We start from the raw sequence: 17,689 nt of genomic DNA, 5'->3' as shown, positions 1-17,689 counted from the left end.
ACAGAGGAAGGAGAGGTTCAGCTCTTGATGGCGCCGGTGAGCACGCCCTTGGTGAAGTACTTCTGCAGGAACGGGTAGACGAGCAGGATCGGTACGGTGGCGATCACCAGGACCGCCATCTGCACCGTCTGCGGCGCGGTGACGTTGCCCTCGCCGGTGGTGGTGTCGGTCAGGCCCTCGCCTGCGACCACATAGGTCCGCAACACCTGCTGGAGCGGCCAGTGGCCGTTCTCCATGTACAGGGAGGCATAGAACCAGGAGTTCCAGTAGGCCACCGCGTAGAACAGACCGACGACGGCGAGGGCGGCCTTCGACAGCGGGAGCACGATCGAGAACAGGACGCGCAGATCACTGGCGCCGTCGAGCCGGGCGGCTTCGTACAGCTCCTCTGGGATGCCCTGGAAGAAGCCGCGCAGGACCACCAGATTGAAGACGTTGACCAGCACGGGCAGTACCAGCGAGGCGTAACTGTCCAGCAGGCCCAGTTCCTTGACGACGAGGAAGCTGGGGATCATGCCCGGCGGGAACAGGAACGTGAACAGGACCAACAACAGCACGGGCTTGCGACCGTATACCTGCGGCCGCGACAGCGCGTAGGCCAGGAACACCGTGCACGCGAGGCTGAGCAGGGTGCCGATGAGGGTGACGCCGACGCTCACGCCCAGGGCATGCGTGACGATTCCGCCGTCGAGGATGTCGCGGTACGCGTCCAGAGTGGGGTGCTGTGGCCACAGCACCCAGCCGCCGTTGGCCACCACCTCTTTCGAGGACGCGAGCGAGGTCGCCACGATGGTCAGGAACGGGACGCACACCAGCGCGACCACGACGACGAGGGCGATCACCTTGCCCACCTGAGTGACCGGCTTGGGCTTCTCCATCCAGCCGGGGCGTGCCTGCGTGCTCATCTGTAGACCCCCTGCTCCCCGAGACGGTGAGCCACCTTGTTGGCCGCATAGACGAGCGCGGCGCCTATGAGGCCCTTGAACAGGCCGGCCGCCGCGGCGTATCCGTAGTCGCCGCCGACGATGCCCTGGTAATAGACGAACGTGTCGATGATCTCGGCCGCCTGCGGACCGACCGCGTCACGCTGCAGCAGCATCTGCTCGAAGCCGACCGAGAGGATGTCTCCGAGCCGCATGATCAGCAGAAGTACGACCACTGGACGGATCGAAGGCAGGGTCACGTGCCAGAAGCGGCGCCACGGCCCGGCGCCGTCGATGGCGGCGGCCTCGTACTGCTGCTCGTCGACCTGGGAGAGTGCGGCGAGGAAGATGATCGTGCCCCAGCCCGCGTCCTTCCAGATGACCTCGGCGACCACGAGCGGTTTGAAGGCATCAGGGTTGCCGACGATGTCGACGGTGTGCAGGCCGGCGTCGCCCAGGAAGCCGTTCACCATGCCGGTGTCGCCCAGGACCTGCTGGAACAGGGCGACGACGATCACCCATGAGACGAAGTGCGGCAGGTAGGCGATCGATTGCACGAACCGGCGGACGGTGCCCCAGGTGAGGCTGTGCAGCAGCAGTGCGAGTGCCAGCGGCACCGGGAAGTAGAAGACGAGTTGCAGCACGGCGATCACCACGGTGTTGATCACCGCGTGCCAGAAGTCGCCGTCCTCGAGCATGCGTTGGAAGTTGCCGAGGCCCACCCAGGGGCTGCCCCAGATGCCGTCGAACGGCACGTAGTCCTTGAAGGCGATGACATTGCCGACCAGGGCTCCGTAGTGGAAGACCAGGAAGTAGGTGAAACTGCCGAACATGAGCAGGGACAGCGCCAGGCTGCGCCTGCTGCGAGGGCGGTGTCGCTTGTTTCGAGCGCCGGACGGTGGCGGGGAAGGACGACCGTGTGCCGTTCTTCCGGGGCGCTCACGCAGCAGATCTGCCACGGAGCCTCCTCGGCTGTGAAGGGATGGTGGACAGGAGGTGGATCGGTGTCAGTGAGACCGTGGGGGTGTGGGGAGATCTGAGACGTCAGGCGCGTAGGAGCAGGGCGTGCGAAGAGACAGCGTGCAGGGGATCAGATCCGGCACTGATGCGGCGCAGTTCAGCGATCACCAACTGCCCCATGCCGCGCCGCTCGTCGCCGACCGTTCCGGCGACGTGGCCGGTGAGCATCACGTTGGGCAGCGCGTACAGACTCGAGGAGGCGGGGAGCGGCTCGCGGGTGGTCACGTCGAGCACGGCATACAGGTCGGGCCGCTCCTGCAGCACACGTATGAGTCCATCCTCGTCGACCACCGCGCCGCGAGCTGTGTTGATCAATGTGGCGTTCTGCGGCAACCGGCGCAGCAGCTCTTCGGTGATCAGCCCTTCTGTCTGGCCCGGGATCAACGGGGTATGAACGCTCAGGACCTGGGATCGGGCGAACAGCTCGTCGATGCTCGTCGCCCGTTCCACGTGCAGTTGACCGAAGGTCTCCTCGGGGGCGAACGGGTCCCAGGCGATGACGTTGGTCTCCAGCCGCCGCAGCAGAGCGGCCGCCTTGCGGGCGATGGACCCGAAGGAGACCAGCCCGACGGTCTGCCGGTAGATACCCGGGATGTGCTCCAGTGACGGCAGCCCGGTCTCGGACTTGATGCGGTGTGCGCGCCGGTGCACGTTCTTGAGAGCGAGAACGGTCTGAGCGTAGACGTACTCGGCCACTGGTTCGTTGTTGGCCTCGGCCGCCGAGACGACAAGGATCCCGCGGGCCCACACCGCATCGCTGACGAGCTTGCGGACGGATCCTGCGGCATGAACGACCACTCGCAACGCAGGTAGTTCACACAGGAGTTGTTCGGTCAGACGAGGCATGCCCCAGGACGTGATGAGAACGTCCACCTCACCGCGCCGCGGGTGCAGGGCCAGGGCCCGGCTGTCCTGGCAGTCGGCCACGATGTCGACCAGGCCGGCCAACTCTTCCCACTGGACCGGGCCGAACACTTCGTTCCTGAGCGCGGAGCTCAGGACGACAGCGGCCCGAAGACGCGTGGACAAGCGGTGCTCCTTCGAATGATGGGGCGTCCCTCGGCCCGTGCTGCTGGCTGAGAGAGGCCAAGAAGTCCCGGCGGGCCGGGCTGTGCCAAGGGGCGACTTCACGACACGCCGGCCAGCGCCAGCCAGGCTTCGAACGCCGCGGCGGAGGTGGGGTCATCGCGGTCGAAACGGCGCCACGTGTCGTTCACCCCGACCAGCACCGACACCACATCCGGTTGCAGCGCAAGGCTGTCCTCCTGCCAGCGCTGGGCCAGATCCGCGGCGCGGCTGCCGCTGATGCCGCGATTGGCGACGCGCAGGTTCGGATGGGTACCGGCCAAGGCGTGGGCCATGCGGCTGACAAAGCCTTGCCCCGGATCGGAGCTGCCATCGAGGTCGCGTTTGGCGGCCGTGATGCTGTCGCCCTGAAACAACAGGCAACCGTCCGTGGGCAGTTGGAGGGCCATACCCCCTCCTCTCATCGCGCAGGTGTGCTCCGGGCCGCATGCCTGCGGATCGGCCGGAAGACAGTGGAAAAACGATTCAAGAGCCGCTGACGCCGCGGCGATACGCATTGTGCACGGGGAGTGGAGCTTGGACAATATTCTTCACACAGAATCATGTTGATTCATTGCGGGCGGACGAGGTGGCGACCGTGCTTCCCGGACCGCATGGGCTTATGAACTGCAAGAACGGTAGTGCTGCGCAGGCGTCGTGTGCTGTACGTCCGTGCAGACGGCTGATTCACCGCAGCACCCGAGGTCAAAGCGAACGCATCGAACGCACTTTGCGTCAGATCTGGTCCAACTGATGCGCGTGGTGTAAGCATGTCCGTCGGCAGCGCATCGGCGTCTCCCACAACAGCCCGTCGCGCCAAGCCACTTCATGCTGCGCGGAGATGTCATCCCTCGCGCGCCGTTCGATATGCGCGCCTTCGGATGACTTTTCACGATCACTGCGTCCACCGGCAGTTCCGGCGGTGACGACCTGCCCATGCCTGCACGGCCGGAGTTGGGCGCCTTCAACGCACCTTCTCGCCTCACCGCTTGGCACCGACGTGACACCGTCACAAGGGAGTTGAACACCGTGGTTCAGATCAGCCGACGCTCCATGCTTGCCTCCGCCGCGGCAGGCGGAGCCGCTGCCCTCCTCGCTCCGTCCGCGACGGCGCGCGCCGATCAGATGCGCGATGGAGGCGCGAGTACCCCGCTCAGAGCGGAAGGCCACGCCCCCGTCACGCTGCACTGGCTGGAGAAGGAGACGCCCGCCGAACTGACCGGGGGCACCACGTGGGGAGTCCCATGGCCTGCGGGTGCCTTCGGCCCGGACCAGGAGTTCTCCCTCGCCACCGCGTCAGGCAAGCAGGTGCCGGTGCAGACCTGGCCGACGGGCTGGTGGCCGGACGGTTCGGTCAAGTGGACGGCCCATGCCATCAGCTCCACGGCCGAGCGCAGCGACACCTACACGCTGGCCGCGGGAGAACCGGCCGAGCCGGACAGCGCGGTCACCGTGCACACCGGCCGCGACCAGTACACCGTGAGCACAGGCGTCATCGATGTGGTGTTCCCGCGCAAGGGAGACCGCCTCATCTCCTCGATCCGCCGCGGCGACACGGTGATCGCCAAGGACGGCCGTCTGGTGGCCTCCCGCCAGGACCGGCCCGACACCGACGGCGCCACGGTGATCAGATCGGAGCCCTTCGCGGGCTTCGTGAGCTCCGTCAAGGTGGAGCAGGAAGGACCGGTACGCGCGGTGGTCAAGGTAGAGGGCAAGCACCAGAAGGGACGCCGCGCCTGGCTGCCCTTCAGCGTGCGGTTCTACCTCCACGCCGGCTCCGACGCGATCCGCACCGTGCACACCTTCGTCTTCGACGGCAACGAGAACAAGGACTTCCTGAACGGGCTCGGCATCCGCTTCTCCGTACCGATGCGCGGTGAACTGCACGACCGGCACGTCCGCTTCGCCGGCCAGGACAAGGGCGTGCTCTCCGAAGCGGTGCGTGGCATCACCGGCCTGCGCCGCGACCCCGGCGCCGCGGTCCGCACTGCGCAGCACGAGGGCAAGGCCACCCCGGCGACCAGCACCTGGGACAGCCGGGTCACGTCCCGCCTGCAGTACATCCCCGCGTTCGGCGACTACAGCCTCAGCCAGCTCAACGCGCATGGCTTCGAACTGTGCAAGCGGACCAAGCGAGGCCACTCCTGGGTCCGGGTCGACGGCGGCAGGCGGGCCGAGGGCCTGGCCTACGTAGGTTCCCCGAGCGGCGGGTTCGCCTTTGGCATGCGCAACTTCTGGCAGCTGCACCCCACCGAGCTACAGATCGAGGGCGCCGCCGGCGAAGAGGCACAGACGACCGTATGGATGTGGTCGCCGCGAGCCGGCGCGATGGACCTGCGCTTTTACCACGACGGCATGGGCCAGGACACGTATCCGGAGCAGCTGGAGGGCCTGGAGATCACGTACGAGGACTACGAGCCCGGCTTCGGCACTCCCTACGGCGTGGCCCGCACCACCGAGATGACCTTCTGGGCGCTGGGAGCGACGCCGACCGCGGAGCGCTTCTCCCAACTCGCGGCCGCCACTGCCACACCCCCACTGCTGGCCAGCAGCCCACAACACAACCACTCAGCCGCGGTGTTCGGCTCCTGGACCCCGGTCGACCGGTCGGTGCCGGCCAAGGCGGAGTTCGAGGACAGACTGCAAGCCGTGCACGACTACCACCGCGGCCAGGTGGACCAGCGCTCCTGGTACGGGTTCTGGGACTACGGCGACATCATGCACAGCTACGACGGGGACCGGCACACCTGGTCGTACGACGTCGGCGGCTACGCCTGGGACAACTCCGAGCTCTCCACCGACCTGTGGCTCTGGTACCACTACCTGCGCACCGGCGACGCCGAGGCGTTCCGCTTCGTCGAGGCCATGTGCCGTCACACCAGCGAAGTGGACATGTACCACATCGGCAAGTACCAGGGCCTGGGCACTCGGCACGGCGTCATGCACTGGGGCGACAGCGCCAAGCAGGTCCGCATCAGCAACGCCGGCTACAAGCGCTTCCACTACTTCCTCACCGCCGACGAACGCGTCGGCGACATCCTGCATGAACTCGTCGACGCCGACCGGAGCTTCCTGGTCCTCGACCCCGGCCGCAAGATCCGGGAGGGCGACCCGTTCGAGCCCGACCCCAAGGCGATGCCGGTCAGCATCACGACCGACTGGGGATCGCTCGCCATGGCCTGGCTCGCCGAGTGGGAGCGAAACGGCAACCCCATCGCCAAGAGGAAGCTTCTCAATGGCGCGCAGACCATCGCGGCCCTGCCCAACGGCTGGGTACAGAGCGGCGACATCACCTACAACCTCGCCGACGGGAGGTTCACCGGGCCCAGCGAGCCGAGTGTGTCCGTGGGCTCACTCAGCTCGGTCTTCGGACTCATCGAGGTCATGACCGAAGTCATCGCCCTCACCGACGACGATGCGGTGAAGAAGCAGTGGGTGACCTTCTGCCGCCTCTACAACGCGACGAAGGCCGAGCAGAAAGCGGCCACGGGCACGGACTGGGGGAACCTCAACCTTCGACAGGCCTACGCGCGGGCCACCGCCTACGCCGCCGACCAGCTCGACGACACCACCCTGGCCAAGCGCGCCTGGCAGGAACTGCGTACGGGCCATGCCGGCTACCCGGATGACCACGACTTCTCCGCCCACCGCGTCGAGGGCCCTGACGTGCTCAACCCGGTAGACGAGGCCGGCATGTCCGCCAACGCCAGCGCCCAGTTCGGCCTCGCGACCATCCAGTGCCTGGCCCTCGTGGGAGACGAAATCTGACATCGGAGGCAAGCCGTCGCCGGCACGCCCAGCTCGGAGCATGATCGAGCAGCTTCCTCTACGATCGTTTAGAACTGTTCACCAGAGGGGGCCCAATGACTGACATGCTCGTCGCTCAGCGGCGTGAGCAACTGCTCAACGAGCTGCAGGCGTCCGGCGGCCTCAAGGTCATCGATCTCGCAGCACGCCTGGGTGTCTCCCGTGCGACCGTCCGGCGTGACCTTCTCGACCTGGAGAACGAGGGCAAGCTGAGCCGCGTACGAGGTGGTGCCATGCTGGCCACCAGGCACGACAGCGCAGCACCCGCGCAGGCTGCCGTGCCCGCACCCCGCTCGGCTCCTGCGCAGGGCGGGCCGACCGTGGGCCTGATCGTGCCGTCGGCGACGTACTACTACCCGCGGGTCGTCGCCGGGGTGCAGGCCGTCGCGGCCGAACGGGGAGCCCGGGTGGTCATCACGCTTTCCGACTACAGCGGACACAGTGACGCGCAACGCATCGAGGAGCTCGCCGTCTCCGGTGCCTCCGGACTGCTTGTGGCCTCGCCCGGTGGCCACGAGCTGCCCGAGAAGAACCTGCACCAGCTCGAGGACCTGGGCCTGCCGTTCGTCCTGCTTGAGCGGCAGCCCCGAGACCCCTTCACCACCTGCGAGTTCGTCGCCTCCGACCACCGCCAGGGGGCTTTCGCGGCTGTGCGTCATCTGGCGCAGCTCGGACACCACAAGGTGGCACTGTTCACCAACGGGAGCCCCACTGCGGCGCTGCTGCAGGCCGGGCACAAGGCGGCGCTGGAGATTCTCGACCTCGACGCCGAAGTCCCCGTCGTGGACAGCGGTCGCCCGACCCTGGGATCCGACGAGGCCACGCAGTGCTACGACCGGTTCATCAGCGCCTGTCAGGAGGGCCAGGTCCGGGCCGCGCTCGTCCACTCCGACCATGACGCCATCGAGCTGATGCGCAGAATGCGGACCCAGGGCCTCAAGGCCCCGGAGGATCTCGCGCTCATCGCGTACGACGACGAGATCGCCTCGCTCGCCGACGTACCGCTGACGGCCGTGGCCCCGCCCAAGCGCACGATCGGCGAGTACGCGGCACGCCTGCTCCTGGACCGGCTGGCCGCCCCGGACCCGGACTCCATCCCCATCCGTCAGATGCTCCTCCAACCCCGCTTGACGATCCGATCGTCCTGCGGCACTCCCTGACCGGCGGTCTCCTACCGGAAGCGTCGCGATGGTCGAAGGCCATCCCCAGTACACGGCACGTGTGGTGTCCCGGGCGGGCCTCTGCCCGGGACACCACACGTGCCCGCCTTCAGCCGGTCACCGTACGAGCCGCCCCGGAACCAGTCCCTGCGCCGTCAACCCGTCCAGCACCAGGCGTGCGAAACGCGTCGCGCCGTACTCGGACGTGTGGGTGTTGTCGCCGTTGACGTTCGTCAGGTAGAGATCAGCGGAACCATCGGGGCCGAGCCCCTCCACCAGTTCCTTCGACATCGCCGTCAGATCCACCAGCGGGACGTCCAACTCCTTTGCCACCGACCGCATTTCGACCGGCAGGTTCGCCGTCATGACGTGAAGCGCCACGGAGTTGAGCGTGCCGTCGCTGTTGAAGCGCCGACGCACGATCGGGGTGACGAAGACCGGCTCTCCGCCGCGGGCGATGACACGCTTGGCCATCGCCGTCAGATTGGCCCGGTACACGTCGGCGGTCGTTGTCTTGTCGTTGTGCGCGAACTGGATGAGAACCAGGTCGCCTCGGCGAATCCGCGACTCGAGCGCGTCGAAGAGCACCGGGTTGTCGAGGAAGGACTGTGAGGACTCACCCGAATCGGCATAGTTGGCCACGGAGACATCGCTCCGCAGGAATTGCGGAAGCTCCTGGCCCCAGCCGGTGTAAGGCCACAGACTCTGGTCGCAGACGGTGGAGTCGCCGGCGAGCAGGATCTGCGGGGCTTGCCTGGCCGGGGTGACGTGCAGCGCGGACACCTGTGGCGCCGTTCCCTCGAAGCGCAGGTCGAGCCCGGGGCTTCCGGACGGTCCGGTGGGTTCGCCCTCGGGCTCGCGTACGTCAACCGTGAAGCTGCGCCGCACCGGGTGGCCGGCCGTGGTCGCGGTCTCGGCGAGCATGTTGCGCCGTGTCTCCGCGGACACGCTCGTGCTGCCGGCCTCTCTGCCGCCCAGCAGGGCGGAGACGGTGTACGTGCCCGGAGGGACGTCGAAGTGGCAGACGACGGGGGACGTGCCCGAGCATCCGTCCGGCAAGGCGCGGACCCTTCCGTCGCCGGATGCCGCGTGGGCGGGGCCGGTGAGGACGGCGGACAGTCCCACGACAGCGGTGACCAAGGCCGTGGCGTGAATGCCTCGGCGGATTGACGGTAGTGCGGGCATGGCTGATCCCTTCGGTTGCTTGAGGTGGTTCAAGTGGCCTGCAGGCATGCGGCGTTCACGTGCGCCGCGTGCTCGGCGGATCGCGCGGGACACGGGACTGCGCGGAGGAGCACTACGTGTCCGGGTGGAGACGGGAGCCACTGTGATGGTGAAGGAAGGGCTCCTCCACCCAGCGCATGCACTTTGGTTCAGTACTGAGCAGTCGTCAATGCATCTGTTCAAATTGACTCAGTGAGTCGCAGAAGTCGTGCCGCATCGGTTGACGCCCACCCACCTCGGACGACCCCGTGCCCGGAAGGGAGGCGGGCGCGGGCGTGACCGACCTGAGCCGCAGGAGTCAGCTGCGTGTCGCCCGGCCGGCCGGGCGACGCCCGTCACTGACCGGGTGCGGGAGCGCGGCGGGTGACCTGATCGAGGTCCTGGACGGCCTTCGCCAGGAGGTCGAGCATGGCGAGTTCGGCCCGGGCCGGGTCCTGGTCACGGACGGCGTCCAGAACGGCGCCATGGCTGGGGACCGGGTCATCGACGTGGTGGGAGTGCACGACGCGGTCGCGTTCACGCAGTCCGGGTTCCAGAAGCAGGTCCATACGGGCAAGCAGTTCGTTGCCGGTGGCATTGAGGAGGGCCCGGTGGAACGCCGTGTCGGCACCGGCCGCGTCCGCAGGGGAGTGCGCGTGAGCCTCGGCCATCGCGTCGAGTGCGGCTTGAAGGGCGACGAGGTCGTCGTCGGTGCGATGCAGCGCCGCCCGATGGGCCGCGGCGGGCTCGACGATGGAGCGAACATCGGCGAGGTCGCCCATGAGCCGGTGACCGGCGTCGCTGTTGACCTGCCACCGGATGATGTCCGCGTCGAGAAGGTTCCAGAGCCTGCGTTCCGTCACGAACGTTCCGCGCTTCTGTCGTGCGTCTATGAGCCCCTTGCCGGCGAGGACCTTCATGGACTCACGCATGACGGTGAGGCTGACATCGAGTTCTTCGCCCAGGGCGCGCAGGTCCAGAGTGGAGCCTTCGGGAAGGTCGCCGCCCACGATGCGGGAACCGAGGGCGTGGACGACCTGTCCGTGCACTCCTCTGCCGGTGTAGGACGCCATGGAAGTTCTCCTCGGGATGGGCGACGAAGGTGCCGGGCTGGCCACTTTAGCGGCAGGTATTAATTATCAATACATCTTGACAGGGTTTCCGGCCCCACCCACGATGAACGCACTTCATCGAGCCGCACCGCAGGAGCCGCCTGTCATGTTGTCTCTGCATGCCCAAAAACCGCCTGTGACCTTGGCGGGGCACTTGCCCATGGGGAGTTCGGACGCTGCGGCGCCCTCGTTGACGGTCGACAGCCAGAGCCTGATCAGGGACGGATGCCCGTGGATTCCGGTGATGGGGGAGTTCCATTTCAGCCGGTACCCGGCCGGGGAGTGGCGCGAGGAACTGCTCAAGATCAAGGCCGGCGGCGTCGACCTGCTGGCCACCTATCTGTTCTGGAATCAGCACGAGAACGAGCGGGGCACGTTCCGCTTCGACGGTGACCTGGACGTGCGTCGCTTCGTGAAACTGTGCGGCGAGGTCGGTCTTGCCGTCGCGATGCGGATCGGTCCTTGGTCGCACGGGGAGTGCCGCAACGGAGGGTTTCCGGACTGGCTGGACGGCACGGACTGCACGCCCCGTACCAACGATCCGGCCTACCTCGCGCTGGTCGAGGCCTACTACCTTCGTATCTCCAATGAATTGCGCGGTCTCTTCCACGGCGACGGCGGGCCGATCGTGGCGGTCCAGGTGGAGAACGAACTCTACGATCAGCCCACACACCTGGCGACCCTGAGGCGCATGGCCGAAGTCGCCGGGATGCAAGCTCCGTTGTGGACGGCGACCGGCTGGGGCGCGGCTGATCTGCCGCGCGATGTGCTGCTGCCCCTGTACGGCGGCTACCCGGAAGCGTTCTGGGAAGAAGCGTCTGACGGGTGGACCCGGGAGATGCGGCGCCACTACTTCTTCACGCCGATCCGCGACGATCACGCGATCGGCGCGGACCTGCGCTCCTCGGCGCCGACCGGCAGCGGCCCGGACGATCGCCGCTATCCCTACGCCACCTGCGAAGTCGGCGGAGGCATGGCCATCGCGTACCACCGCAGGCCGATTGTGCCCAGCGCCGACGTCACCTCGTTGGCGCTGGCCAAGCTCGGCAGCGGATCGGTCTGGCAGGGCTACTACCTGTACCACGGCTCCTCACAGCGCCTGGACCTCAGGGAACCCAATCAGGAGAGCCACGACACCGGTTATCCCAACGACCTGCCGACGGTGACCTATGACTTCCAGGCGCCGCTCGGAGAGTACGGGCAGGTCCGACCTGCCTTCCACGCGCTGCGCATGCAGCATCTGCTGCTGCATGCGTACGGACAGGACTTGGCGCGGATGCCGCTGTCGCTTCCCGACACGGAACCCGCCTCGCTCGACGACCGCACCACACTCCGATGGTCAGTCCGCTCGGCAGGCGACAAGGGATTCCTCTTCGTCAACAACCACCAGCCGCACGAGACGCTGCCCGAGCACGAAGGCGTCCAATTCCGGGTCCACTTGGACGGCGGCCGTACCGTCACGCTGCCGGAGCAGCCGATCCGAATACCCTCCGGCGCGCACTTCGTGTGGCCGATCGGCCTGGACCTCGGAGCCGGGCTGAGCCTGGACTGGGCCACTGCCCAGCCTGTGACCCGCCTGGACGTGGACGGCACCACACTCACCGTGCTGGCGGCCATCGACGGGATCCCGGCCTCCATCGCTCTGCCCGCGGACGTCGAGGTGGCAGGGCCGGCTGGAGTCAGCCACGGCACGGACGCCACGCTCATCACCGTTGAGGAGCCGGGTACTGGTGCCCTGCTGAACCTGACCGGGCCGGACGGAAACGCACAGGTCCTGGTGCTGTCCCAGGGCGACGCGCTCCGGCTGAACCGGCTGCACGTCTTCGGCCGGGACCGGCTGGTGCTCAGCGACGATCTGGTGATCGCCGACGGAAACGAACTGCGCCTGCACATCCACTCCGCAGCCCCCTCCGTCGCCCTGCTTCCTGCGTCAACCAGCCTGCAAGGCACGGGTGTTGGTGCATCGGCCGACGACGGGGTCTTCACGCGATGGCTGTTGAGCCCTGCACCGCAACTTCCGCAGCCCAGGCTTGAAGCCACCCAGACTCAGGCGGCCACCCCGCCGGCCCGCACCGGAGGCTCTCATCACCGAGCCTCCGCGCCGCGAGACGAGGACTTCGAGAAGGCAGGCGTCCACCACATCACCATGCCGCCCTCCGCTTTGGACGGGGACGGCGAAGTCCTCCTGCGCCTTCGCTACACCGGGGACGCGGCCCGCGCCTACATCGACGGACAGCTCGTCGCCGACCACTTCTGGTACGGGCCGGACTGGGAGATCGGGTTGCGGCGCTTCGCCGACGCCGCACTGCGGCACGGTGTGGAGATCCGAGTCCTTCCGCTGGACCCCGCAGCCCGCATCTACGTCGACGGTTCAGTACGTGAAGGTCTCACTGCCGCGCACAGCCACGCCACGGTGGAATCCGCCGAGCTGGTGGCCGTACCTCGCACCACCCTGCGACAGCAGGAGAACGGACATGCCTGAGCTAAGTCGCAGGAGCCTGCTGCGTGCCGCAGGCGGTGTGGGAATCGGGCTGCTTGCCGCGCCTGCTCTAGCGGCATGCGGCACTTCATCAGCCACTCCGATGCGTTCGGGAAGAGCGCAGATCAAGTTCTGGACTCACGACCCCGACTACATCAAGACCTTTCAGACCGCCGTCAAGGACGACAGTCTGATGCGGGGGAGCCGCTTCGACTTCGGCTTGGATGTCACCAGTTCGGCACCCGCCGACATCCTCACGCGGCTGATCGCCCAGGCCGTCGCGGACGGCAACACCCCGGATCTCGTGGGCCTGAACGTCGACCAGTTCCCCCGTGTGATGCACGCGTCCATCGCGCAGAACCTCTTCGTGGACCTCACGGAGACGGTCCGCCCGTTCGGCGACGACTTGTCCAAGCTGGATCCGTACACCGTTGATGGTGTGCCCTACGGCCTGGAATCTGGCGCCGCGATCACAGTCCTCTACTACCGGCAGGACTTGTTCGAGAAGTACCGCGTTCCTGAGAAGGTCGACACATGGGAGGAGTTCCTCGAGCACGGCGAGAGGCTGAACACCGATCACAAGGTGAGCGTCGGCATGATCTCCACCGGCGACAACGGCGCGATCGTCAACGGATTCCTGCAGTTCCTGCTGCAACGCGGCGGAGGCCTCTTCAACGCCGAAGGCGACCTGACCCTGGACTCGCCCGAGGCCCTCGATGTCCTTGAGTTCATGACCCGCGGAGCGCGCTCCGGAGCCCTTCTGGCCCTGCCGGACCCCTACGGCAGTGCGTGCGCCGCCGCCCTCAAGTCCGGGCGGCTCGCAGCCACCGCCATGCCCGACTGGTACAAAGCGGCGGGGTTGCAGACCAACGTCCCGGAACAGAAGGGGCGTTGGCGGATCAGAACCCTGCCCCGATTCGCCGGCGGCGGGCACATAGCCTCCACCATGGGCGGCACCGGCTTCGCCGTACTGAAGAACAAGTCCAACAGTGTCGCCGCGCTGGAACTTCTGCGTCGCGTCTACCTGAGCCGGGAGGGGCAGATCCTCCGCTACCGCGTGGGCGGCTACCTCCCCACACTCAAGCCGCTGTACAAGGACCCCGAACTCATCGCCTCCAAGGACGAATATCTCGGCGGGCAGCGGACGTTCGACGTCTTCGGCCCCGCAGCCGCCGACCTCCCCGTCTTCCACCAGGCCGCAGACATGCAGACTCTCACCGATGTGCTGGGCGGTCCCATTCTGGATGCGCTGAAGGGGCGTACCACGCCCTCCGCAGCCCTCCGGGACGGTCTGAAGGCCTATCGACAGCAGGTGAAGCGATGACCGCACCGCCCGAGACCCGGTCCGCGCCCCGCGGAACAACCCGTCCCGTGGAGCCGTCGAACGGCGGCACGAAGCGTCAGTCGTGGTGGATGCGTCATCAACGCGCCCTGGCTCCCTACGTGTTCATCTCGCCCTTCTACCTGCTGTACGGGCTGTTCCTCCTGGTACCGGTCCTGGTGGGCCTGTATCTCAGCTGTACCGAGTGGGCAGGCTTGGGCACACCCCACTGGGTGGGCCTGCGCAACTATCAGGACCTGCTGGGCGACCACAGTTTCTGGACGGCCGTCGGCAACACGTCCATGTACGTGGTCTTCACCATGTGCGTCGTGATGCCCGGGGCGCTGCTCATCGCCCAAGCCCTGAACGCTCGCGGCCTGCGCGGCCGGGATCTGTTCCGGCTGACGTACTTCATGCCCGTGGTCATCTCGCCGATCGTCATCACCTTGGTGTTCGGCCTGTTCTTCGACAACGAGTTCGGCCTCCTGAACGCGGTGGGGAAGTCCGTGTTCGGCTTCGGGGGAATCGACTGGCTGGGTACGCCGGGCTGGGCCAGGGTCACCGTCGTGATCCTCGTACTGTGGCGCTGGACCGGCTACCTGACCATCTTCTTCCTGGCTGGACTGCAGAACGTCCCGAGAGAGCTGTACGAGGCCGCGGCCATAGACGGCGCCGGGCCGGTCAGCCGATTCCGTAACGTCACTCTGCCGTGCCTGCGCCCCGTCACCGCCTTCGTGGCGGTCACCGTGCTCGTCAGCTCCGTGCAGATCTTCGAGGAGCCGTTCCTGCTCACTCAGGGCGGGCCGGGTGAATCCACCTTGTCCGTGGCCCAGTTCATCTTCCGTGCTGGATTCCAGCGCCAGCAGCTCGGCTACGCGGCGGCGGCCGGTGTGCTGCTCTTCGTCGCCGTGTTCACCCTCGGTCAGTTGGCCATGCGCCTGCTGGGGGTCGGAAGGGATGACCGATGACCATACGTGAAATCGCGGCCGGCGACCGGCGCATACGCGGTGCCCGTGAAGGCCGCCGAAGGGCGAGCCGGGCTCTGCTCTACGCGTTCCTGATCACTCTGCTGTTGGTGTTCGCCCTCCCGCTGTTGTGGGCCCTGTCCTCCTCGTTCAAGTCCCGCGGTGACATCTTCGGCTATCCGCCCGACCTGCTGCCGTCGCCCGGCACCCTTGCCAACTACCGGGGGCTGCTCGGCGCCCATCCCTTCTGGAGCTGGCTGATGACCAGCACGGTGGTGGCCGGCATCTCCACCCTCGCGGCCGTACTGCTGTGCGCACTTGCGGGGTTCGCCTTCGCCAAGTACCGCTTCCGCGGCAAGAACGCGCTGTTCAACATCATGTTCAGCTCGTTGGCTGTGCCGTTCGCGGTGATCGTCGTTCCGCTGTTCGTCATGATCGCCAAAGCCCATCTGACCACGCCCTACTTCGCACTGGTCGTGCCCTGGGTCGCACCCGCGTTCGGCATCTTCATGATGCGGCAGTTCACTGAACAGTCCATCCCCGACGCCTTGTTGGACGCGGCCCGGGTCGACGGCTGCACCGAGTTCGGCCTGTTCCGCCGCATCGTGCTACCGCTGCTCCGCCCGGCCCTCGGCGCCTTGGGCGTGTGGTCCTTCCTCAACAGCTACAACAGCCTCATCTGGCCGCTGGTCGTCGTGAGCGACCCGGGCGACTACACCCTTCCGCTGGGCATCCAGGCCCTGTTCGGCGCGACCAATCGCCAGTACGACCTGGTACTGGCCGGCTCGATCCTCGCCGCCGTCCCCAGCCTCCTGGTCTTCTTCCTGCTGCGCAAGCAGCTCCTGGAAGGCCTGGCGGCGGGTGCGGTCAAGAGCTGACTCGCCTCAAGAGCCGAGCTTGAGCCGCCACGACGGCATATCCCTGATTCAAGTCGATCCACCTTCCTGACGGAATTGTCTGGACTACGGGACGGAATCAATGCATCCCATGCGAAAGCTCGTTCATGCGGTGGCTGGATTCGCGATCGCCGCGACAGCGCTCGTCGCGGTAGTACCCGGCAGCTCGGCTTCGGTCTCGCCGGCCACCGCAACGGCCCCGAAGGTGTCGCGTCACGCTCCGACGATCCAGAACGACTCTTTCTGGAAGGACACCGACGGGAACCTGATTGCTTCCCAGGGTGGCGGGGTGTTCAAGTTCGGGGACACCTACTACTGGTACGGCGTTCAGTACCAGGAGGCAGGCCCGTACGCGGCGTCCCCCACCCGGAAGTACCCGAAGTCGACCTTCGCCTCGATCAAGGTCTACACCTCCAAGGGCCTGGTGAACTGGGACTTCAAGAACGAAGTAGTCAACCGGTCCACGGGACTGAGCATCCCTCCGTCCAAGGACGTCAAGGGCGACGCCTTTTCGCGGATGCGCTCCCTCGACGACGCTGGCTGGGTCGGCCGCATGGGGGTCGTGTACAACGAGGCCACACGTAAGTACGTACTCGTGACGCAGATGTCCACCTCCTTCGACACGGACGGAAAGACGAACGGGGGACTTCTCTTCCTCGAGAGCGATTCGCCGACGGGGGAATTCACTTACGCCAACCTTCAGACACAGATTCCCGGCGTGCTCTACCAGGGGACAGGCGACCAGACCGTCTTCACCGACGACGACGGCAGCGACTACCTCGTCTACTCCAACCAGAGCGGCCGTGCTCACACCTACGTGTCGCGCATCGACCCCTCCGATTCACTGAGTGTCGAGCCCGCTGTCGAGGTGGCGCACAACGAGGCCGGCCGAGAGGGCAACGCGATGTTCAAGGCCAACGGCCTTTACTACATCGCCAGTTCTGACCTGCACGGATGGAACGCGTCAGCGACACACGTCATCAAATCCGTCGGAGACGATCCGCAAGGCCCTTACGAGCCGGAGACCGTCATGAAGGGTACGGAGGCGGACTACAGTCACGTCTCGCAGTCCGGGTTCTTCTTCACTGTGCACGGCACGAAGACCGACACGGTGGTGTACGCGGGTGACCGTTGGGCCGAGTTCGCGTGGAACGGAACAGGATACAACCAGTGGGTCCCGCTGTCCTTCGACGAGGACGCCCCGGTCTTCAACTCCCTCAGCTCCTGGCGACTTGACGCCCGCTCCGGTCGCTGGGCCACGGGCATCGACAACAACTTCGTCCTGAACCCGGAGTTCGAGGCCGATCGCGTACCGGTGACCACCGTCACCGGATGGAACACGACCGTGGACGACGACTCGCCCTCGACCCGGTTCGTGTCCAATCCGACGCCGGCCGGCAACGGCACACGTCACGCACTGACGCTCGGCGACCCCGCGGGTTTCGCCGGAGGTGTCTTCCAGGAGAACACCGTTCCCCGCGGTACCTACACGTTGTCGCTGTCGGCGAAGACGACGACCGGGCTGGAGAAAGCCCGCGTGCGTATCACGGACTCGCGTGGACGGGAGAAGACGCTCGATCTTCGTGACGTCGGCTCCAGCTGGACGAAGACCTCGTTGGAGGGGATCAAACTTCCGTCGGGAACCGCCACGATCACGATCGAGGCGGCGGCAGCAGCGGGCGGCGGAACCGTGGCGGTGGACGGCCTTGCCCTCACGCGCGCGTAGCGACCTCCCTCG

The 17,689-nt window shown here is 66.7% G+C and carries 13 protein-coding genes; 7 read left to right on the top strand and 6 right to left on the bottom strand.

The window, feature by feature from the left end; all coding sequences use genetic code 11:
• Positions 1-17: 17 nt before the first annotated feature.
• The 4 genes from B072_RS0121665 to B072_RS43695 all read right to left on the bottom strand — a co-directional run bounded on the left by B072_RS0121665 (position 18) and on the right by B072_RS43695 (position 3,418).
• Positions 18-905 carry a carbohydrate ABC transporter permease gene (locus B072_RS0121665; RefSeq protein WP_018532075.1) on the bottom strand — a complete coding sequence of 296 codons (888 nt, stop codon included), beginning with the start codon at positions 903-905 and terminating at the stop codon, positions 18-20.
• Positions 902-1,756 carry an ABC transporter permease gene (locus B072_RS0121660; RefSeq protein ID WP_018532074.1) on the bottom strand — a complete coding sequence of 285 codons (855 nt, stop codon included), beginning with the start codon at positions 1,754-1,756 and terminating at the stop codon, positions 902-904. The genes B072_RS0121665 and B072_RS0121660 overlap by 4 nt, the downstream gene beginning before the upstream one ends.
• Positions 1,757-1,967: 211 nt before the next feature.
• A complete protein-coding gene (locus B072_RS43700; protein ID WP_043244405.1) occupies positions 1,968-2,972 on the bottom strand; it encodes a hydroxyacid dehydrogenase in 1,005 nt (334 codons plus the stop codon).
• A gap of 98 nt (positions 2,973-3,070) precedes the next feature.
• Complete coding sequence (locus B072_RS43695) at positions 3,071-3,418, bottom strand: SGNH/GDSL hydrolase family protein (RefSeq protein WP_018532072.1); 348 nt, start codon at positions 3,416-3,418, stop codon at positions 3,071-3,073.
• Between the two features lie 643 nt (positions 3,419-4,061).
• Between B072_RS43695 and B072_RS0121645 the strand changes: the two genes are divergently transcribed.
• On the top strand, positions 4,062-6,776 hold the full coding sequence (locus B072_RS0121645; protein WP_018532071.1) for a hypothetical protein: 2,715 nt from the start codon (positions 4,062-4,064) through the stop codon (positions 6,774-6,776).
• A 95-nt stretch (positions 6,777-6,871) separates the two neighbouring features.
• Entirely contained in the window at positions 6,872-7,975 is a 1,104-nt protein-coding gene (locus B072_RS0121640; RefSeq protein ID WP_026246128.1) for a LacI family DNA-binding transcriptional regulator, read from the top strand.
• Positions 7,976-8,092: 117 nt separating this feature from the next.
• Here B072_RS0121640 and B072_RS0121635 read toward each other — a convergent pair whose 3' ends face one another.
• Both B072_RS0121635 and B072_RS0121630 read right to left on the bottom strand, forming a co-directional pair.
• Positions 8,093-9,160, bottom strand: coding sequence for a rhamnogalacturonan acetylesterase (locus tag B072_RS0121635; RefSeq protein ID WP_078506526.1), 1,068 nt, complete (start codon positions 9,158-9,160; stop codon positions 8,093-8,095).
• Between the two features lie 374 nt (positions 9,161-9,534).
• On the bottom strand, positions 9,535-10,251 hold the full coding sequence (locus B072_RS0121630) for a FadR/GntR family transcriptional regulator (RefSeq protein ID WP_018532068.1): 717 nt from the start codon (positions 10,249-10,251) through the stop codon (positions 9,535-9,537).
• A 145-nt stretch (positions 10,252-10,396) separates the two neighbouring features.
• On the opposite strand from B072_RS0121630, the gene B072_RS0121625 reads away from it, so the two are divergent.
• The 5 genes from B072_RS0121625 (at position 10,397) to B072_RS0121605 (ending at position 17,677) form a co-directional block, all read left to right on the top strand.
• Positions 10,397-12,772 carry a beta-galactosidase gene (locus B072_RS0121625; RefSeq protein ID WP_043244403.1) on the top strand — a complete coding sequence of 792 codons (2,376 nt, stop codon included), beginning with the start codon at positions 10,397-10,399 and terminating at the stop codon, positions 12,770-12,772.
• On the top strand, positions 12,765-14,093 hold the full coding sequence (locus B072_RS0121620; RefSeq protein ID WP_043244401.1) for an ABC transporter substrate-binding protein: 1,329 nt from the start codon (positions 12,765-12,767) through the stop codon (positions 14,091-14,093). Before B072_RS0121625 ends, B072_RS0121620 begins: the two co-directional genes overlap by 8 nt.
• The gene (locus B072_RS0121615) at positions 14,090-15,058 is read left to right on the top strand and encodes a carbohydrate ABC transporter permease (RefSeq protein ID WP_234018896.1); all 969 of its coding nucleotides are present in this window, start codon (positions 14,090-14,092) and stop codon (positions 15,056-15,058) included. The genes B072_RS0121620 and B072_RS0121615 overlap by 4 nt, the downstream gene beginning before the upstream one ends.
• Positions 15,055-15,933, top strand: a complete 879-nt coding sequence (locus B072_RS0121610) for a carbohydrate ABC transporter permease (protein ID WP_018532064.1) — start codon at positions 15,055-15,057, stop codon at positions 15,931-15,933. Before B072_RS0121615 ends, B072_RS0121610 begins: the two co-directional genes overlap by 4 nt.
• A gap of 223 nt (positions 15,934-16,156) precedes the next feature.
• Positions 16,157-17,677, top strand: a complete 1,521-nt coding sequence (locus B072_RS0121605) for a family 43 glycosylhydrolase (protein ID WP_158689219.1) — start codon at positions 16,157-16,159, stop codon at positions 17,675-17,677.
• Positions 17,678-17,689 lie beyond the last annotated feature (12 nt).

The organism is Streptomyces sp. HmicA12 (genome assembly GCF_000373565.1).
Lineage (GTDB): Bacteria > Actinomycetota > Actinomycetes > Streptomycetales > Streptomycetaceae > Streptomyces.
Note: the sequence above shows the minus strand (reverse complement) of the source record. Positions and strands in the feature narration are given on the sequence as shown.